The following is a 16,753-nucleotide window of genomic DNA, read 5'->3' as shown; positions in this document are numbered from 1 at the left end:
CGCTATCACAGATAGCGGAACTCGCAGCGATGCGATATAACTAAAACAACGAGTTAACGCCACTGTAACCAGACGAGGTGGAGAATGTTAGAACAAGTATGTCAGCTGGCACGAGCCGCAGGGGATGCCATCATGGACGTCTATGATGGTAAGCAACCGCTGGAGGTGGCCAGTAAGAAGGATGATTCTCCGGTGACCGCGGCGGATATCGCCGCACACAAAGTGATTATGAGCGGCCTGCAGGCGCTGACGCCCGACATCCCGGTGCTGTCTGAAGAAGATCCTCCCGAATGGGAAGTCCGTCAGCACTGGCAGCGCTACTGGCTGGTGGACCCGCTGGACGGCACCAAAGAATTTATTAAACGTAACGGTGAATTTACCGTCAATATTGCGTTGATTGAACAAGGGAAACCCGTTCTGGGCGTGGTGTACGCGCCGGTGTTAAAGGTGCTGTACAGCGCGGAAGGCGGCAAGGCGTGGAAGGACGAATGCGGGGTGCGTAAGCAGATTCAGGTGCGTGATGCCCGGCCGCCGCTGGTGGTGATCAGCCGCTCTCACGGCAACGATCCGGAGCTGGAGGAGTATCTGCAACAGATCGGCGAGCACCAGACGACGTCGATCGGTTCGTCGCTGAAATTCTGCCTGGTGGCGGAAGGCCAGGCCCAGCTCTACCCGCGCTTCGGGCCGACCAGTACCTGGGATACCGCCGCCGGCCACGCCGTTGCGGTCGCCGCCGGGGCGCACGTTCATGACTGGCAGGGGCGGAGTCTGGACTATACGCCGCGTGAATCGTTCCTTAACCCCGGCTTCCGGGTCTCTATTTACTAAGCAGCTTGTGCAGCAGCGCGACGACCTGCTGCACTTCCCCTTGGGTGAGCGCCCCGTCTTTCGCCCACTGGACGCGTCCATCCTTATCCAGTACCACAATGGCTGAGCTCTCTTCCTGCAGATCCCAGGCTTTGCGGGCCACACCGTTGCTGTCGACAATAAACTGCGACCACGGGTAGAGCTGCTTGTTGTTTTCAATGCTGCTGCGCACAAATACCCCGGAACCCGGGATGGCATCATCGGTATTGACGATGGTGGTGGTCTGATAGCGATCGTGCGGTAATTTCGCGGCTTTGATCGCCTCTATCAGGGTGGCGTTTTTCTCTTTGGCCGAGGTGCGTCCGGCGATGTGCTGCACGACGCGTACTTTTCCCGCCAGCTGTGAGCTATTCCAGTTTTTATAGCTAAACTTATCATTATCCAGAATTAATTCTCCCCGGTCGGCAATGCCAACCGGCGCGACGCGCTGGCCGTCGACAAAATTATGCGCTGAGGCCATCAGCGGCAACAGCAGACATGAAGCCGCCAGTAGGTTACGTAGGGTCATGATGGGTCCTTATTTTATGCAGGTGATCCGACCACTTGGTCTTGCTTAAGCATAAATGCGATTTACCGGCATTACACGCAATCAGGGTGCCAGTTTGCGTGTTAACGCACATAATCGAAGGAAATCGGCGACTTATACTAGCTTCTACGTATGTTTGAAAAGAAAGTTCTTAATTATTGTCATCAAAAGGTAAATAAACTTATGCATGCTGGGTATTACAGAAGTTCTGGACTATAGTTTCAGGGCATTAAAATTTGCGCTCCCGAATCGTGGTCCGGATGTGGTACCACAAGAGCGTAACCCTGGCAGGAGACAACAATGAAAATTTTCCAACGCTACAATCCGCTACAAGTAGCGAAGTACGTGAAGATCCTGTTCCGTGGACGGTTATATATCAAGGACGTTGGCGCTTTTGAGTTTGATAAGGGCAAAATCCTTATCCCGAAGGTCAAAGACAAGCAGCATTTGTCTGTGATGTCTGAAGTCAATCGTCAGGTTTTGCGTCTGCAAACGGAGATGGCTTAACCTGAAAGTGATATAGCTATGCGGTAAAAAAACGGCTCCTGATGGGAGCCGTTAGTGTTTTTAGCGTTGAGCGTTATGCCACGCCTTGCTCATCTTCCGCGGCACCCGGCTGCTTCGGTACCAGCACCGTTGGTTTGTTATCGATGCGCGTCACCAGCAGCTGGTCGATACGGTAGTTATCGATATCCACCACCTCGAACTTGTAGCCCGAGAATTTCACCGCATCGGTGCGTTTCGGGATCTTACGCAGCATAAACATCATAAAACCGCCGATGGTCTCGTAGTTGCCGGACTGCGGGAATTCGTCGATATCCAGCACGCGCATGACGTCGTCAATCGGCGTACCGCCGTCAATCAGCCACGAGTTTTCATCACGCGCGACGATCTGCTCTTCCAGCCCCTGGCCGACCAGATCGCCCATCAGGGTCGTCATGACGTCGTTAAGGGTGATAATCCCCACCACCAGCGCATATTCGTTCATGATCACCGCGAAGTCTTCACCGGCGGTTTTAAAGCTCTCCAGCGCTTCTGATAGCGTCAGGGTATCGGGAACAATCAGCGTATTGCGAATCTGTACGCCGCCGGTCAGCACCAGGCTTTGATTCGCCAGCACGCGATTGAGCAGATCTTTAGAGTCCACATAGCCGATGATATGGTCGATATCTTCGTTACAGACCAGGAATTTGGAGTGCGGGTGCTCCGCTACCTTGTTCTTCAGGCTTTGCTCATCTTCGTGCAGATCGAACCAGATAATATTTTCGCGTGAGGTCATGGAGGACGGAACGGTACGTGACTCCAGCTCGAAAACGTTCTCGATCAGCTCATGCTCCTGCTTACGTAGCACCCCGGCCAGCGCACCGGCTTCCACTACGGCGTAAATATCATCGGAAGTGATATCGTCCTTACGCACCATCGGTATTTTGAACAGGCGGAAGATGTTGTTCGCCATGCCGTTGAACAGCCACACCAGCGGGCGGAAGATCAGCAGGCAGAAGCGCATCGGGTTGATGATACGCAAAGCCACCGCTTCTGGCGCAATCATACCGATGCGTTTCGGAGTCAGGTCAGCAAACAGAATGAACAGGCTGGTGACCAGGGTAAAGGAGATGATAAAGCTCAATTGCTCTGAAAGCTCGGCAGACATGTACTGGCTCAGCAGACTGTGGAAAGCCGGCGAGAAGGCCGCGTCACCGACGATACCACCGAGAATTGCCACGGCGTTGAGGCCGATCTGCACGACGGTAAAGAAAGTGCCCGGGTTTTCCTGCATTTTGAGAACGCGTTGAGCGTTCACGTTGCCATCATCAGCCAGCAGTTTGAGTTTGATCTTACGTGAGGCTGCCAGTGAGATCTCCGATATCGAAAAAAACGCACTGACGGCAATCAGACAAAGAATGACTAAAATACTATTTAACATAGTTTATCCAGCCGTTGAGGCCAGATCCTCGGAAGGGAAGTTGATAACTCTCATGTGGAACACATAAAAAACCGGTCCGAAGGCACTGGACCGGCTATAACACAGGGTAGTATAGCGTAAGCGACTGTAAAGCCGCCAGAGCGTTAATGACTCACCTGACGATAATCCCTGTTATGGCTGTGGGGGCAGGCAGACGCCAATCCCTCCGATACCGCAGTAGCCGTACGGGTTTTTGTGCAGGTACTGCTGATGGTCATCTTCGGCATAGTAGAACGGCTTGGCGGTGGCGATTTCGGTGGTGATCGCGCGCTGGTCGTTGGCATCGCGCATCGCCGCCTGGAAACGCGCCAGGCTGGCCTTCGCCGCTTCGTCCTGCTCCGGGGTCAGCGGATAGATGGCAGAGCGGTACTGGGTGCCATGGTCATTGCCCTGCTGCATCCCCTGGGCCGGGTCGTGATTTTCCCAGAATACCTGCAGCAGCTGATCGTAGCTGATGACCTGCGGATCGTACACGACGCGTACGGCTTCGGCATGCCCGGTTTCGCCGGAACAGACCTCACGGTAGGTCGGGTTCGGCGTGTAGCCCCCGGTATAGCCTGCGGCGGTACTGTAAACGCCGGGCAGCTGCCAGAACAGGCGCTCGACTCCCCAGAAGCAGCCCATGGCGAACAGCGCAACTTCCATCCCGGCCGGAACGTTGGTCATGGAGTGGCCATTGACAGCGTGGAGTGTTGCCACCGGCATGGGAGTGTTGCGTCCTGGCAGCGCATCGGCCTGGGCGACAAGATGCGTTTTATCAAATAGACTCACGGTTGGCCTCTCAAAAACATAAGTCGTGGTTAAGGTTGTAACGAAGCGTGTCTTTTAACACAATAAACACGCGCGATACGTCTAGATTTAAACATAAGAATTATTTGGGTTAGCGTCACTTTTTCAACCCTAAGTTGTTGGGGTTTTGTTAAGCCGTGGAACGGCGCTTTCGTTTCCTGCGGGGGGAAACAAGGATATTCAGGAGAAAACGTGCTACAAATCCGCCAGTTATGTGTCACCAGCCTTTTGCTGGTCAGCGGGGTCGCTAGCGCCGCGAGCGTGCGTTTGCAGGTTGAGGGGTTATCCGGGGAGCTGGAAAAAAACGTCCGGGCTCAGCTATCCACGATCCAGAGCGATGAAGTCACGCCGGATCGACGCTTTCGCGCGCGCGTTGATGATGCCATCCGCGAAGGGTTGAAAGCCCTGGGGTACTACGAACCGACGATCGATTTCGACTTACGTCCGCCACCGGCAAAAGGCCGTCAGGTGCTGATTGCCAAAGTCACGCCCGGCGAACCGGTGCGTATTGGCGGCACGGAGGTCATTCTGCGCGGCGGGGCGCGTACAGATCGCGACTATCTGGATTTGTTAAAAAAACGTCCGGCTATCGGCACCGTGCTGAATCACGCCGATTATGACGGCTTCAAGGGTTCGCTTACCCGCGTCGCATTGCGCAAAGGCTATTTTGACAGCGAATTCAATAAAAGCCAGCTCGGCGTCTCTCTCGATCGCCATCAGGCCTTCTGGGATATCGATTACAACAGCGGCGAACGCTACCGCTTTGGCCCCGTCTCCTTCAGCGGCTCGCAGATCCGCGAAGAGTATCTGCAAAATCTGGTGCCCTTTAAGCAGGGGGATTACTACACCTCTGAGGATCTGGCGGAGCTGAACCGCCGCCTGTCGGCCACCGGCTGGTTCAGTTCGGTGGTGGTGGCGCCGGAGTTTGCGCAAGCGCGTCAAACCAAGGTGTTGCCGCTGCATGGCGTGGTGTCGCCGCGGAAAGAAAACACCGTGGAAACCGGGGTCGGCTATTCGACCGACGTCGGGCCGCGGGTCAAAGCGACGTGGAAAAAACCGTGGATCAACTCCTATGGCCACAGCTTAACTTCCAGCCTGAGCCTTTCCGCGCCCGAACAACAGCTCGATTTTAGCTATAAAGTCCCGCTGCTGAAGAACCCGTTGGAACAGTATTACCTGATGCAGGGCGGCTTTAAGCGTACGGATCTCAACGATACTAAAGCCGACTCCTCGACGCTGGCGGTCTCGCGTTACTGGGAGCTCTCCAGCGGCTGGCAGCGCGCCATCAACCTGCGCTGGAGCCTTGACCACTTTACCCAGGCGAACGTCACCAACACCACCATGCTTATCTATCCCGGGGTCTCGGTGAACCGCACCCGCTCGCGGGGCGGCCTGATGCCGACCTGGGGCGACTCCCAGCGCTACTCGGTGGACTATTCCAACACCCTGTGGGGGTCGGATATTAACTTCGTCGTCGCCCAGGCGCAGGATGTGTGGATCCGTACCCTCTACGACCGCCACCGCTTTGTCGTGCGCGGCAACCTCGGCTGGATTGAGGCCGATGACTTCAACAAAGTGCCGCCGGACCTGCGTTTCTTCGCCGGGGGGGACCGCAGTATTCGCGGCTATAAATACAAATCCATCTCGCCAAAAGATGACGATGGCAAGCTGCTTGGCGCCTCGAAGCTGGCAACCGGCTCGCTGGAGTATCAGTACAACGTCAGCGGGAAATGGTGGGGCGCGGTGTTTATCGACGGCGGCGAAGCGGTCAGCGATATCCGCAAAAGCGATTTTAAAACCGGCACCGGCGTCGGCGTTCGCTGGCAGTCGCCGGTGGGGCCTATCAAGCTGGATATCGCCGCACCGATCGGCGACAAAGAAGAGCACGGTTTACAGTTTTACATCGGTCTGGGGCCTGAATTATGAGTTTATGGAAGAAAATAAGCCTCGGGGTACTGGTCTTTTTAGTCCTGCTGCTGGGGACGGTGGCGTTGCTGGTCGGAACCACCAGCGGCCTGCATCTGGTGCTGAAGGCGGCGGATCGCTGGGTTCCCGGTCTGGAAATTGGCAAGGTAACCGGCGGCTGGCGTGACCTGACGCTACAGAACGTGCGTTTTGCTCAGCCTGGCGTGGCGGTCACCGCCGGGCAGTTCCATCTGGCGGTCAAAGTACAGTGCCTGTGGGACAGCAGCCTGTGCGTCAACGACATTTCGCTGCGCGATATCTACGTGGCGATCGATACCAGCAAAATGCCGCCTGCGGCGCCGGTGGAAGAGAAGGATGCGGAGCCGCTGAACCTTGCAACTCCGTATCCCATCACCCTGAGCCGCGTCGCGCTGCACAACGTGAACGTTAAAATCGATGACACCGCCGTTTCGGTCCGCGACTTCGCCACCGGCCTTCAGTGGCAGGAAAAAAACCTGACTCTGACGCCAACGTCGCTGCAGGGGCTGCTGATCGCCCTGCCGAAGGTGGCGAAAGTGGCGCAGGAGCAGGTGGTTGAGCCGAAGATCGAGAATCCGCAGCCGGAGGAAAAACCGCTCGGCGAGACGATGAAAGCGCTGTTCTCGCAGCCGTTACTGCCGGAAATGGCCGACGTCCACCTGCCGCTGAACCTCAATATTCAGGAGTTCCGTGGCGAGCAGCTGTGGGTCACCGGCGACACCGATATGACCGTCTATAACATGCTGCTGAAAGTCAGCAGCATCGACGGACAGATGAAGCTGGATACGCTGGATATCGATTCTGACCAGGGTAAAGTAACCGCCTCGGGAACCGCCCAGCTGCAGGACAACTGGCCGGTCGATATCACCCTCAACAGCACGCTGAACATCGATCCGCTGAAGGGGGAGAAGGTGACGGTGAAAGTGGCCGGCGAGGTGCGCAAAAAGCTGGAGGTCGGCGTTGATTTAGCCGGCTCCGTGGCGATGACATTGCGTGCCGAAGCGCAGCTGGCGGAAGCCGGCCTGCCGCTGAATATGACGCTGAAGAGCAAACAGCTGTACTGGCCGTTTAGCGGAGAAAAGCAGTTCCAGGCCGACGATTTGCATCTGACATTTAGCGGCAAGATGACCGACTACACCATGGCCTTCAGCACCGCGGTAAAAGGGCAGTCGCTGCCGCCGGCCAAAATTACCCTTAATGCGAAGGGCAATGAACAGCAGATCAATCTTGATAAGCTGACTATCGCCGCGCTGGAAGGGAAAACCGAGCTGAAGGCGCTGCTGGACTGGCAGCAGGCGATTAGCTGGCGCGGCGAGCTGACCCTCGACGGCATCAATACGGCGAAAGAGGTACCGGACTGGCCGTCGAAACTGAACGGGTTGATTAAAACGCAGGGCAGCCTGTACGGCGGGAGCTGGCAGATGTCGGTGCCGGAACTGAAGATCGCCGGTAACGTGAAACAGAATAAGGTCGACGTCAGCGGTTCGCTGCAGGGTAACAGCTACATGCAGTGGAAAATCCCCGGGCTGCATCTGGCGCTCGGTAAGAACAGCGCCGAAGTGAAGGGCGAGCTGGGGGTTAAAGATCTGAATCTGGATGCCACCATCGATGCGCCGAATCTGGACAATGCGCTGCCGGGTCTCGGCGGAACGGCGAAGGGGCTGCTGAAAGTTCGCGGTACCGTCGAGGCGCCGCAGCTGCTGGCGGATATTACCGCGCGAGCGCTGCGCTGGCAGGAGCTGACCATCGCCCAGGTCAACGTCAAAGGGGACGTGAAGTCCAGCGACCAGATTGGCGGCAACCTCGACGTGCGCGTCGATCGTATCAGCCAGCCGGGCGTGAACATCAGCCTGGTGCAGCTGAACGCCAAAGGCAACGAAAAACAGCACGACCTGCAGCTGAAGGTACAGGGCGATCCGGTCTCCGGGCAGCTGTCGCTGGCGGGGAGCTTCGATCGTAAAGAAGAGCGCTGGAAGGGGACGCTGAGCAACACCCGTTTCCAGACGCCGGTCGGTCCGCTTTCCCTGACGCGCAATATCGCGCTGGATTATCGTAACCGCGAGCAAAAAATCAGTATCGGGCCGCATTGCTGGAGCAACCCGAATGCCGAGCTGTGCGTGCCGCAAACCATCGATGCCGGCGCCTCCGGGCGGGCGGTCGTCAATCTCAACCGCTTTGATCTGGCGATGCTGAAGCCGTTTATGCCGCAGGAGACCCAGGCCAGCGGCGTGTTCAGCGGTAATGCCGATGTCAGCTGGGACACCACCAAAGAGGGGCTGCCGCAGGGCAAGGTGACGCTGAGCGGGCGGAATGTGAAAGTGACCCAGACGGTCAACGATGCGCCGCTGCCGGTGGCCTTTGATACTCTGAACCTCACCGCCGATCTGCATAACAACCGCGCCCAGCTCGGCTGGCTGATCCGCCTGACCAACAACGGACAGCTGGATGGGCAGGTGCAGATCAGCGACCCGCAGGGCCGACGTAACCTCGGCGGCAATGTGAACATCAGTAACTTCTCGCTGGCCATGATTAACCCGATCTTCTCCCGGGGAGAAAAAGCGGCGGGGATGCTCAACGCTCGTCTGCGCCTCGGCGGCAACCTGCAAAGCCCGCAGCTGTATGGCCAGATGCAGCTCAACGGCGTGGAGATCGACGGTAACTTTATGCCGTTCGATATGCAGCCGAGCCAGCTGGCGATGAATTTCACCGGCACCCGTTCGACGCTCCAGGGCACCGTGAATACCAGACAGGGGCAAATTAGCCTGAGCGGCAACGCCGACTGGACCCAGATCGACAACTGGCGCGCGCAGGTGGCGGCCAAAGGCAATCGGGTCCGGATTACCGTGCCGCCGATGGTGCGTCTGGACGTGTCGCCGGACGTGGTCTTTACCGCCACCCCGAGCCTGTTCAGCCTCGATGGCAGCGTGGATGTACCGTGGGCGCGTATTGTCGTTAACGATGTGCCGGAGAGCGCCGTCGGGGTCTCTTCAGATGAGGTGATGCTGGATAAAAATCTGCAGCCGATCGAGAAGCAGAGCGCCGGTATTCCGATTAACAGTAATCTGACGATCCACGTCGGCAATAACGTCCGTCTTGACGCCTTTGGCCTGAAGGCGCGGCTGACCGGCGATCTGAAGGTCGCCCAGGATAAACAGGGCCTGGGGCTGAACGGGCAGATTAATATCCCGGACGGCCGCTTCCACGCTTACGGTCAGGACCTGATCGTACGGAAAGGGGAGCTGCTGTTCTCCGGCCCGCCGGATCAGCCATTGCTGAATATCGAAGCGATTCGTAACCCGGATTCGACGGAGGACGATGTGATTGCCGGCGTACGGGTGACCGGGTCTGCCGATCAGCCGAAGGCGGAAATCTTCTCCGACCCGGCGATGTCGCAACAGGAAGCGCTTTCTTACCTGCTGCGTGGCCAGGGTTTAAGCAGCGGACAGAGCGATAGTGCCGCAATGACATCAATGCTTATTGGGATGGGGGTTGCACAAAGTGGTCAGGTTGTGGGTAAAATCGGCGAGACGTTTGGCGTAAGCAATTTGGCGTTGGATACCCAGGGAGTAGGCGACTCCTCCCAGGTGGTAGTCAGCGGCTATGTACTGCCAGGTCTGCAGGTAAAATATGGGGTCGGTATCTTTGATTCCCTGGCGACGCTGACATTACGCTATCGCCTGATGCCTAAGCTATATATGGAAGCGGTGTCTGGCGTAGACCAGGCTCTCGATTTGCTCTATCAGTTTGAGTTTTAGCAATGCGAATATTTGTTTACGGCAGTTTACGACGCAAACAAGGCAACAGCCACTGGATGACTAACGCTCAGTGGCTGGGCGATCATAGTGTCAACGATTATCAGCTGTACAGCCTGGGCCACTATCCAGGCGCGGTGCCGGGTGAGGGCACAGTACATGGTGAAGTGTATCGTATTGACGCATCGACGCTGGCCGAACTGGACGCCCTGCGCACTAAAGGCGGTGAATACGCACGTCACCTGATCCAGACGCCTTATGGCAGCGCATGGATGTATGTCTATCAACGCCCCGTTGAGGGCTTCACGCTGATAGAGAACGGCAACTGGTTAGACAGAGACCAGTATTAACCACGGCAACGCCACCCTCGGGTGGCGTTGTTTTTTTGCGGCTATCGCGGATTGGCGCGGCGCAGGTAAATCGCAGGCATAAAAAAACCCCTACTGACCGGGAGACCGGCGTTCAGGGTTGTGACGCAGAAGCGAACTTATTTCTTCGCAGCGCGCTCGAAGGAAGCAATGATTTCAGCTTTCGCCGCTTCAGCATTGTCCCAACCGTCAACTTTCACCCACTTGCCTTTTTCCAGATCTTTGTAGTGCTCGAAGAAGTGAGTGATCTGAGCTTTCAGCAGTTCCGGCAGGTCGTTCACATCTTTGATGTGATCGTACTCTTTGCTCAGCTTGGTGTGCGGTACCGCAACCAGCTTCGCATCTTCACCCGACTCATCGGTCATTTTCAGAACGCCAACCGGACGGCAGCGGATCACTGAACCTGGCTCCAGCGGATACGGCGTCGGGACCAGCACGTCAACCGGGTCGCCGTCCAGAGACAGGGTGTGGTTGATATAGCCGTAGTTGCACGGATAGAACATCGCAGTGGACATGAAGCGATCGACGAACAGTGCACCGCTCTCTTTGTCGACTTCGTATTTGATTGGGTCCGCGTTAGCCGGGATCTCGATCACGACGTAGATATCTTCCGGCAGATCTTTACCCGCAGGTACGTTGAGTAAGCTCATGTCTGTTTCCTTTAAAATGTATGGCAAACAAGTGCCCGGTATTATAGCCAACTCACATCGAATGTCTTCGCTTCTTTTTCTTCCGGGCGCCGGGAAGAAGTCTGAATTTTTCAGCGCAAAACAACCTGAAAATCCATAAACATAGCCGCATCCTGAATAAAATAATGTAATCGCTTACACTGCATCTGTTTGCTATCACAACCGGTGAAAAATTTTGACTGACACGATATTGGCAGCGAGAGCCGCGAAGCCTTATCCGCTCTCAGCGACAGTAAATCGCGGAACTTAACATTTGATTTACTTTTTCGAAGTGTGATGTAACGCATTCAGTTACATCACGGGTTGTCTATAGTTTGTCCGCAGATGACGATTTAACTTACAGCAACCCGACGAGGATCATTTTATGTGGAAGCGCTTACTTCTTGTCACAGCAGTTTCCGCAGCTATGTCGTCTATGGCAATGGCTGCCCCTCTGACCGTAGGATTTTCGCAGGTCGGATCTGAATCCGGCTGGCGTGCGGCCGAAACCAACGTCGCGAAGGAGGAGGCCGCTAAACGCGGTATCACCCTGAAGATTGCCGACGGTCAGCAAAAACAGGAAAACCAGATTAAGGCCGTCCGCTCCTTTATTGCTCAGGGCGTCGACGCCATCTTTATCGCTCCGGTGGTGGCCACCGGCTGGGAGCCGGTGCTGAAAGAGGCCAAAGAGGCCAAAATTCCGGTGTTCCTGCTCGACCGCTCGATTGAGGTGAAAGACAAAGATCTCTACATGACCACCGTGACCGCCAACAACGTGCTGGAAGGCCAGCTGATTGGCGACTGGCTGGTGAAAACCGTCGCCGGTAAGCCGTGCAACGTGGTGGAACTGCAGGGGACCGTCGGGGCGAGCGTGGCGATTGACCGTAAGAAAGGCTTTGCCGACGCGATTGCCAAAGCCTCCAACATCAAAATTATTCGCTCTCAGTCCGGCGACTTTACCCGCAGCAAAGGGAAAGAGGTGATGGAGAGCTTTATCAAAGCCGAAAACAACGGCAAGAACATTTGCATGGTTTACGCCCATAACGATGACATGGCGATCGGCGCTATCCAGGCGATTAAAGAAGCGGGGCTGAAACCGGGCAAAGATATCCTCACCGGCTCGATTGACGGCGTACCGGATATTTATAAAGCGATGATCGCGGGCGAGGCGAACGCTAACGTCGAACTGACGCCGAACATGGCCGGCCCGGCGTTTGATGCGCTGGAGAAATATAAGAAAGGCGGCACCGTGCCTGAGAAGCTGACCCTAACCAAATCGATGCTCTACCTGCCGGATACGGCGCAAGAAGAGCTCGAGAAGAAGAAAAATATGGGCTACTGAGTGGTGTGCGAAACCGATAGCCGGGCGGGGCGCTGCGCCGCCCGGGCTAGCCTGAAATACTGGGAGGGTGAGAGCGAATATGAACGCCGAGGCACGCCAGGAAATCCTTCGCACGGAAGGACTTAGCAAATTCTTCCCCGGCGTTAAAGCGCTGGATAACGTCAATTTCAGCCTGCGGCGCGGCGAAATCATGGCCCTGCTGGGCGAAAACGGGGCGGGCAAGTCGACGCTGATCAAAGCGCTCACCGGCGTCTATCATGCCGATCGTGGGGCGATATGGCTGGAAGGAGAGCAAATATCGCCGAAAAATACCGCTCATGCCCAGCAGCTGGGCATCGGCACGGTGTATCAGGAGGTGAATCTGCTGCCCAACATGTCGGTGGCGGACAATCTGTTTATCGGTCGTGAACCCCGTCGCTTTGGCCTGCTGCGGCGCAAAGAGATGGAAAAGCGCGCGACGGCGCTGATGGCCTCCTACGGTTTTTCCCTCGACGTCCGCGAACCGCTTAACCGCTTTTCGGTGGCGATGCAGCAGATTGTCGCCATCTGCCGGGCTATTGACCTCTCGGCCAGAGTGCTGATCCTCGACGAGCCGACCGCCAGTCTGGATACCCAGGAGGTGGAGATGCTCTTCACCCTGATGCGCCAGCTGCGCGATGACGGCGTCAGCCTGATTTTCGTCACCCATTTCCTTGACCAGGTGTATGCCGTCAGCGACCGGATTACCGTTTTACGCAACGGCGGTTTTGTCGGCTGCCGGGAAACCGCCGAGCTGCCGCAGATCGAGCTGGTGAAAATGATGCTTGGCCGCGAGCTGGAGCATGATGCCCTGCATCGTGCGGGCCGTACCTTGCTCAGCGACAAACCGGTGGCGGCGTTCGCCGGTTTTGGTAAGAAAGGCACCATCGCCCCGTTTGATCTGCAGGTTCGCCCCGGCGAGATTGTCGGCCTGGCGGGGCTGCTGGGCTCCGGGCGTACCGAAACGGCGGAGGTCATTTTCGGGATTAAACCGGCCGACAGCGGCAAAGCGTGGATCAAAGGGAAACAGCAGGCGTTGCGCTCGCCACATCAGGCCTCCAGCCTGGGAATCGGTTTCTGCCCTGAGGATCGCAAGACCGACGGCATTATCGCCGCGGCCTCGGTGCGGGAAAATATCGTGCTGGCGCTGCAGGCCCAGCGCGGCTGGCTGCGCCCCATCCCCCGGCGCGAGCAAAATGACATTGCCGATCGCTTTATCCGCCAGCTGGGTATTCGTACCCCCAGCCGCGAACAACCGATTGAATTTCTCTCCGGCGGCAACCAGCAGAAGGTGTTGCTCTCCCGCTGGCTGCTGACCAGGCCGCAATTTCTGATCCTTGATGAGCCGACGCGCGGTATCGACGTCGGCGCGCATGCGGAGATCATCCGGCTGATTGAAACCCTGTGCGCCGACGGCCTGGCGCTGCTGGTGATCTCCTCGGAGCTGGAGGAGCTGGTGGGCTATGCCGATCGGGTGATTATCATGCGCGATCGCCAACAGGTGGCGGAGATCCCCCTCGCCGAGCTCTCCGTGCCGGCGATCATGAACGCTATTGCGGCATAAAGGAGTAAACCATGATGCCTCGATCTCTTCCGCAAACCGGCCAGCCCAAACGGCGCTTCACCTGGCCGAAGGGCATGCCGCAACTTATCGCCCTGATCCTGGTGCTGGTGGTGGATAGCCTGGTGTCGCCGCACTTCTTCCAGATTGTGCTGCAGGATGGCCGTCTGTTCGGCAGCCCCGTGGATATTCTCAATCGCGCCGCGCCGGTAGCGCTGCTGGCGATGGGGATGACGCTGGTGATTGCCACCGGCGGGATTGACCTGTCGGTCGGCGCGGTGATGGCGATTGCCGGCGCCACCGCAGCCTCGATGACCGTCTCCAGTCACAGCCTGCCGGTGGTGCTGCTGTCGGCGCTGGCGGCCGGAGCGTTGGCCGGCCTATGGAACGGTGTACTGGTGGCGGTGCTGAAGATCCAGCCGTTCGTGGCCACGCTGATCCTGATGGTGGCCGGACGCGGCGTCGCCCAGCTGATCACCTCCGGGCAAATTGTCACCTTTGACTCGCCGCATCTGGCATGGCTCGGCAGCGGCTCGCTGCTGCTGCTGCCGATGCCGGTGCTGATCGCCGCCATGACGCTGCTGCTGTTCTGGCTGTTTACCCGTAAAACGGCGCTCGGGATGTTTATCGAAGCGGTGGGGATCAACATTCGGGCGGCGAAAAACGCCGGGGTTAATACCCGGATTGTGGTGATGCTGGCCTATGTGCTGAGTGGGATTTGCGCAGCCATTGCCGGGGTTATCGTCACGGCGGATATCCGCGGCGCCGATGCCAACAACGCCGGTCTGTGGCTGGAGCTCGACGCCATCCTGGCGGTGGTGATCGGCGGCGGGTCGCTGATGGGCGGTCGCTTTAACCTGCTGCTGTCGGTGGTTGGGGCCCTGATCATCCAGGGGATGAATACCGGGATCCTGCTGTCGGGGTTCCCGCCGGAGCTGAACCAGGTCGTCAAGGCGGTGGTGGTACTGTGCGTGTTGATCGTCCAGTCGCCGCGCTTTATCGGCTTACTGAAAGGAGTGCGCGGCCATGATAAAACGTAATTTACCGTTGATGATCACCCTCGCCGTCTTCGCGCTGGGCTATCTCTACTGCTTAACCCAGTTTCCCGGCTTTGCTTCGACGCGGGTCATCTGCAATATTCTCACCGATAACGCCTTTCTCGGCATCATTGCGGTGGGGATGACCTTCGTGATCCTCTCCGGCGGGATCGATCTGTCGGTGGGGTCGGTGATCGCCTTCACCGGCGTGTTCCTGGCGAAAGCTATTGGTACCTGGGGGATCGACCCGCTGCTGGCGTTCCCGCTGGTGCTGGCGATGGGCTGCGTCTTCGGCGCGCTGATGGGCTGGCTCATCGATACCCTGAAGATCCCGGCTTTCATCATTACCCTCGCCGGCATGTTTTTTCTGCGCGGCGTCAGCTATCTGGTGTCCGAAGAGTCGATTCCTATCGATCACCCGCTGTATGACACTCTGTCCGGGCTGGCGTGGACGATTCCCGGCGGCGGTCGCCTGAGCGCGATGGGGCTGCTGATGCTGCTGGTGGTGGTGGCGGGCATTTTTATGGCCCACCGTACCCGCTTCGGCAACCAGGTGTATGCCCTCGGCGGCAGCGCGATTTCGGCTAACCTGATGGGGATTTCGACCCGCGGCACCACGATTCGGATCTATATGCTGTCCACCGGGCTGGCGACGCTGGCGGGGATCGTGTTTTCGATTTACACCCAGGCCGGCTATGCCCTCGCCGGCGTCGGCGTCGAGCTGGACGCGATTGCGTCGGTGGTGATTGGCGGCACGCTGCTGAGCGGCGGCGTCGGTACGGTGCTGGGAACGCTGTTCGGGGTGGCGATTCAGGGGCTGATTCAGACCTACATCAACTTCGACGGGACCCTCAGTTCGTGGTGGACGAAAATCGCCATCGGCATCCTGCTGTTTATCTTTATCGCGCTGCAGCGCGGATTGACGGTGCTGTGGGAGAATCGGCAGAACTCGCCGGTCACGCGGGTGAGCGACACGGCGCACCGTTAGCGGCAGAGACCCCTCCCGCCAGGCGAGAGGGGAACAGGGATGCCTTACGCGTCCGGGAACTCTTTAATAAAGTTTTCGACGTCTTCAACCATGTGGTTGTTGCCGACGAAGAAAGAACGGCGCTGGTGCAGGCTGGTCGGGATAATGTCCAGAATACGCTCTTTACCGTCGCTGGCTTTACCGCCCGCCTGTTCGGCAAGGAACGCCATCGGGTTGCATTCGTACAGCAGACGCAGCTTACCGTCCGGGTGGCTGGCGGTGCTTGGATACAGATAGATCCCGCCTTTCAGCAGGTTGCGGTGGAAATCCGCCACCAGCGAGCCGATATAGCGCGAGGTGTACGGGCGCTGGGTTCCGGTATCCTCTTCCTGACAGAATTTGATGTACTTCTTCACGCCCAGCGGGAACTTGATGTAGTTGCCTTCGTTGATCGAGTAGGTGTTGCCCTTTTCCGGGAAGCGCATGCGCTCCTGGGACAGGCAGAACACGCCGAGTGAAGGATCGTAGGTAAAGGCGTGTACCCCGCAGCCGGTGGTGTAGACCAGCATGGTGGAGGAGCCGTAAACCACGTAGCCTGCGGCGACCTGCTGACTGCCCGGTTGCAGGAAATCTTCAACGGTGACCGGTGTGCCAACCGGAGTTATGCGACGGTAGATGGAGAAGATCGTCCCCACGGAGACGTTAACGTCGATGTTAGAGGAACCATCCAGAGGGTCCATGAGCACCACGTATTTCGCGTGTTCACAGCCTTCAAAGACGACGATCTCATCTTCTTCTTCAGAGGCGATCCCGGCGACGATATCGCGCGCTCGCAGTGCAGCTTTCAATTTTTCATTGGCGAACAGGTCGAGTTTTTGCTGTACCTCACCCTGAACGTTCTCAGCACCGCTGGCACCCAGGATATCGACCAGACCGGCCTTGTTGATATCG

General features: G+C 57.5%; 14 protein-coding genes. 9 read left to right on the top strand and 5 right to left on the bottom strand.

Going from position 1 to position 16,753, the window contains the following annotated elements; translation table 11 throughout:
* The first annotated feature begins 84 nt into the window (after positions 1–84).
* On the top strand, positions 85–828 hold the full coding sequence (cysQ, locus tag ACI2JR_RS14245; protein ID WP_132730174.1) for a 3'(2'),5'-bisphosphate nucleotidase CysQ: 744 nt from the start codon (positions 85–87) through the stop codon (positions 826–828).
* Here the strand turns inward: cysQ and ACI2JR_RS14240 are convergent.
* Positions 818–1,375, bottom strand: coding sequence for a YtfJ family protein (locus ACI2JR_RS14240; RefSeq protein WP_132730173.1), 558 nt, complete (start codon positions 1,373–1,375; stop codon positions 818–820). The genes cysQ and ACI2JR_RS14240 overlap by 11 nt on opposite strands.
* A 318-nt stretch (positions 1,376–1,693) precedes the next feature.
* Between ACI2JR_RS14240 and ACI2JR_RS14235 the strand changes: the two genes are divergently transcribed.
* Positions 1,694–1,900 (top strand): DUF1107 domain-containing protein, encoded by a 207-nt coding sequence (locus ACI2JR_RS14235; RefSeq protein ID WP_004857160.1) that lies wholly within the window; start codon positions 1,694–1,696, stop codon positions 1,898–1,900.
* Positions 1,901–1,973: 73 nt separating this feature from the next.
* Here ACI2JR_RS14235 and ACI2JR_RS14230 read toward each other — a convergent pair whose 3' ends face one another.
* The gene (locus ACI2JR_RS14230) at positions 1,974–3,317 is read right to left on the bottom strand and encodes a polyamine export protein PaeA (protein WP_132730172.1); all 1,344 of its coding nucleotides are present in this window, start codon (positions 3,315–3,317) and stop codon (positions 1,974–1,976) included.
* A gap of 171 nt (positions 3,318–3,488) precedes the next feature.
* On the bottom strand, positions 3,489–4,127 hold the full coding sequence (gene msrA / locus ACI2JR_RS14225) for a peptide-methionine (S)-S-oxide reductase MsrA (RefSeq protein WP_132730171.1): 639 nt from the start codon (positions 4,125–4,127) through the stop codon (positions 3,489–3,491).
* Between the two features lie 210 nt (positions 4,128–4,337).
* Between msrA and tamA the strand changes: the two genes are divergently transcribed.
* From tamA to ACI2JR_RS14210, 3 genes are read left to right on the top strand one after another with little or no spacing between them, the layout of a single operon-like run.
* The gene (gene tamA, locus ACI2JR_RS14220; RefSeq protein WP_132730170.1) at positions 4,338–6,071 is read left to right on the top strand and encodes an autotransporter assembly complex protein TamA; all 1,734 of its coding nucleotides are present in this window, start codon (positions 4,338–4,340) and stop codon (positions 6,069–6,071) included.
* The gene (gene tamB / locus ACI2JR_RS14215) at positions 6,068–9,844 is read left to right on the top strand and encodes an autotransporter assembly complex protein TamB (RefSeq protein ID WP_462478817.1); all 3,777 of its coding nucleotides are present in this window, start codon (positions 6,068–6,070) and stop codon (positions 9,842–9,844) included. The genes tamA and tamB overlap by 4 nt, the downstream gene beginning before the upstream one ends.
* Positions 9,845–9,846: 2 nt before the next feature.
* On the top strand, positions 9,847–10,191 hold the full coding sequence (locus tag ACI2JR_RS14210) for a gamma-glutamylcyclotransferase family protein (protein WP_004857174.1): 345 nt from the start codon (positions 9,847–9,849) through the stop codon (positions 10,189–10,191).
* Positions 10,192–10,328: 137 nt separating this feature from the next.
* Here the strand turns inward: ACI2JR_RS14210 and ppa are convergent, their stop codons facing one another.
* A complete protein-coding gene (gene ppa, locus ACI2JR_RS14205) occupies positions 10,329–10,859 on the bottom strand; it encodes an inorganic diphosphatase (RefSeq protein WP_008460444.1) in 531 nt (176 codons plus the stop codon).
* 403 nt (positions 10,860–11,262) lie between these two features.
* Between ppa and ytfQ the strand changes: the two genes are divergently transcribed.
* The 4 genes from ytfQ (at position 11,263) to yjfF (ending at position 15,823) form a co-directional block, all read left to right on the top strand.
* Positions 11,263–12,219, top strand: coding sequence for a galactofuranose ABC transporter, galactofuranose-binding protein YtfQ (gene ytfQ / locus ACI2JR_RS14200; protein WP_462478816.1), 957 nt, complete (start codon positions 11,263–11,265; stop codon positions 12,217–12,219).
* Between the two features lie 79 nt (positions 12,220–12,298).
* The gene (gene ytfR, locus ACI2JR_RS14195; RefSeq protein WP_462478815.1) at positions 12,299–13,801 is read left to right on the top strand and encodes a galactofuranose ABC transporter, ATP-binding protein YtfR; all 1,503 of its coding nucleotides are present in this window, start codon (positions 12,299–12,301) and stop codon (positions 13,799–13,801) included.
* Positions 13,802–13,812: 11 nt separating this feature from the next.
* Positions 13,813–14,838 carry a galactofuranose ABC transporter, ATP-binding protein YtfT gene (gene ytfT, locus ACI2JR_RS14190; RefSeq protein ID WP_462478814.1) on the top strand — a complete coding sequence of 342 codons (1,026 nt, stop codon included), beginning with the start codon at positions 13,813–13,815 and terminating at the stop codon, positions 14,836–14,838.
* On the top strand, positions 14,825–15,823 hold the full coding sequence (gene yjfF / locus ACI2JR_RS14185) for a galactofuranose ABC transporter, permease protein YjfF (protein WP_462478813.1): 999 nt from the start codon (positions 14,825–14,827) through the stop codon (positions 15,821–15,823). Before ytfT ends, yjfF begins: the two co-directional genes overlap by 14 nt.
* Positions 15,824–15,867: 44 nt before the next feature.
* Here yjfF and fbp read toward each other — a convergent pair.
* Positions 15,868–16,753 (bottom strand): class 1 fructose-bisphosphatase (fbp, locus tag ACI2JR_RS14180; protein ID WP_462478812.1); only part of this gene is annotated, 886 nt, incomplete at its 5' end.

It is taken from the genome of Klebsiella sp. NPDC088457 (assembly GCF_044900465.1).
Taxonomy (GTDB): domain Bacteria; phylum Pseudomonadota; class Gammaproteobacteria; order Enterobacterales; family Enterobacteriaceae; genus Klebsiella.
Note: the sequence above shows the minus strand (reverse complement) of the source record. Positions and strands in the feature narration are given on the sequence as shown.

What these genes read in the sequence shown, in the direction of transcription:
- ppa (WP_008460444.1), bottom strand. Translation starts at nt 10,859, where the DNA reads ATGAGCTTACTCAACGTACCTGCGGGTAAAGATCTGCCGGAAGATATC.
- cysQ (WP_132730174.1), top strand. Translation starts at nt 85, where the DNA reads ATGTTAGAACAAGTATGTCAGCTGGCACGAGCCGCAGGGGATGCCATC.
- ACI2JR_RS14230 (WP_132730172.1), bottom strand. Translation starts at nt 3,317, where the DNA reads ATGTTAAATAGTATTTTAGTCATTCTTTGTCTGATTGCCGTCAGTGCG.
- yjfF (WP_462478813.1), top strand. Translation starts at nt 14,825, where the DNA reads ATGATAAAACGTAATTTACCGTTGATGATCACCCTCGCCGTCTTCGCG.
- ytfT (WP_462478814.1), top strand. Translation starts at nt 13,813, where the DNA reads ATGATGCCTCGATCTCTTCCGCAAACCGGCCAGCCCAAACGGCGCTTC.
- ytfR (WP_462478815.1), top strand. Translation starts at nt 12,299, where the DNA reads ATGAACGCCGAGGCACGCCAGGAAATCCTTCGCACGGAAGGACTTAGC.
- ACI2JR_RS14240 (WP_132730173.1), bottom strand. Translation starts at nt 1,375, where the DNA reads ATGACCCTACGTAACCTACTGGCGGCTTCATGTCTGCTGTTGCCGCTG.
- ytfQ (WP_462478816.1), top strand. Translation starts at nt 11,263, where the DNA reads ATGTGGAAGCGCTTACTTCTTGTCACAGCAGTTTCCGCAGCTATGTCG.
- tamB (WP_462478817.1), top strand. Translation starts at nt 6,068, where the DNA reads ATGAGTTTATGGAAGAAAATAAGCCTCGGGGTACTGGTCTTTTTAGTC.
- ACI2JR_RS14235 (WP_004857160.1), top strand. Translation starts at nt 1,694, where the DNA reads ATGAAAATTTTCCAACGCTACAATCCGCTACAAGTAGCGAAGTACGTG.
- ACI2JR_RS14210 (WP_004857174.1), top strand. Translation starts at nt 9,847, where the DNA reads ATGCGAATATTTGTTTACGGCAGTTTACGACGCAAACAAGGCAACAGC.